The sequence below is a fragment of the Micromonospora sp. D75 genome, assembly GCF_018070405.1.
GTDB lineage: Bacteria > Actinomycetota > Actinomycetes > Mycobacteriales > Micromonosporaceae > Micromonospora > Micromonospora chalcea.
In genome coordinates, this window is the sequence record NZ_JAGPXV010001050.1 from 1 (window position 1) to 1,030 (window position 1,030).

2 protein-coding genes and 1 pseudogene are annotated in these 1,030 nt (G+C 74.4%); 1 reads left to right on the plus strand and 2 read right to left on the minus strand.

Going from position 1 to position 1,030, the window contains the following annotated elements; translation table 11 throughout:
* A pseudogene (locus tag KBX39_RS31885) lies at positions 1-243 on the minus strand (hypothetical protein); the annotation flags it as partial.
* 69 nt (positions 244-312) lie between these two features.
* Between KBX39_RS31885 and KBX39_RS31890 the strand changes: the two are divergent.
* Positions 313-891 carry a TetR/AcrR family transcriptional regulator gene (locus KBX39_RS31890; RefSeq protein ID WP_113972766.1) on the plus strand — a complete coding sequence of 193 codons (579 nt, stop codon included), beginning with the start codon at positions 313-315 and terminating at the stop codon, positions 889-891.
* A gap of 25 nt (positions 892-916) precedes the next feature.
* On the opposite strand, the gene KBX39_RS34275 is transcribed toward KBX39_RS31890, so the two are convergent.
* Positions 917-1,024 carry a LuxR C-terminal-related transcriptional regulator gene (locus KBX39_RS34275; protein WP_369010130.1) on the minus strand — a complete coding sequence of 36 codons (108 nt, stop codon included), beginning with the start codon at positions 1,022-1,024 and terminating at the stop codon, positions 917-919.
* Positions 1,025-1,030 lie beyond the last annotated feature (6 nt).

Consider the following 1,030-nt stretch of genomic DNA (forward strand, 5'->3'; position numbering starts at 1 on the left):
GCTGTGCCCGAACGCCACCGAGAACCCGAGGTACGCGGCGGCGAGGCCGTGGGCGAACGTGGCTGTCGCGCCCCGGCGCAGGTCGATCATCGTGGCGGCCAGCAGCACGAGATCGACCACGGGCACGGCGATCAGCAGCGCCGCGCCGAGGCGGGGCCGGCGCAGCGGGTACCGGGCGATCAGCCCGGCGAGCAGCACCACCCAGAACGCCACCTCGCATCCGACGATCACTGCCACGAGCATGCGGCCTCCTTTTTTAGTACGCTGTGCGATAACCGTAGCAGCGTTCGTCGACCAGGTTCCGGAGGGCCCGTGCCCAAGATCGTCGACCACGACGCGCGCCGTGCCGAACTGGCGCGGGCGATGTGGCGGGTCGTCTACCGCGACGGCGTCGGCGCCGCCACCGTGCGCAGCATCGCGGCCGAGGCGGGCTGGTCACCGAGCGCGCTGCGGCACTACTTCGCGACCCAGACCGAACTGCTGGTGTTCGCCATGGAGCACGTACAGGCCGAGGCGGCCGAGCGGATCGCCGCCGACGACCGGACCGGCAGCCCCCGCGAGGTCGCCCAGCGGGTGCTGGAACACCTGCTGCCGCTGGACCGGCAGCGCGTCCGCGAGGCCGAGGTGTGGCTGCTGCTCGCCGCGCGCGCCCAGACCGACCCGGCCGCGCGATCCCGGATGGCCGAGGCGGACGACGGCATCCGCCGCGCCGCCGAGTTCGCCGTCTGCCTCCTCACCGGGGAACCGGCCCCCGACCCCGAGGCGATCGCCGGGCTGCACGCCCTGCTCGACGGGCTCGCGCTGCACGCGCTGCTGCACCCCGAGCGGATGCCACCCGGGCGCGCCCGGGCGCTGCTCGGCGCGCACCTGGACACGCTCGCCGCGTCCTGACCGCCCTGGCCGCGTCCTGAGCGACTCAGTCGCCCGGACGCCGGCCCATCGCTGCGCCCAGCTCGGCGCGGCTGGCGATGCCCAGCTTGCGGTAGACCCGGGCCAGGTTCGCCTCGACCGTCTTCGGGCTGATGTAGAG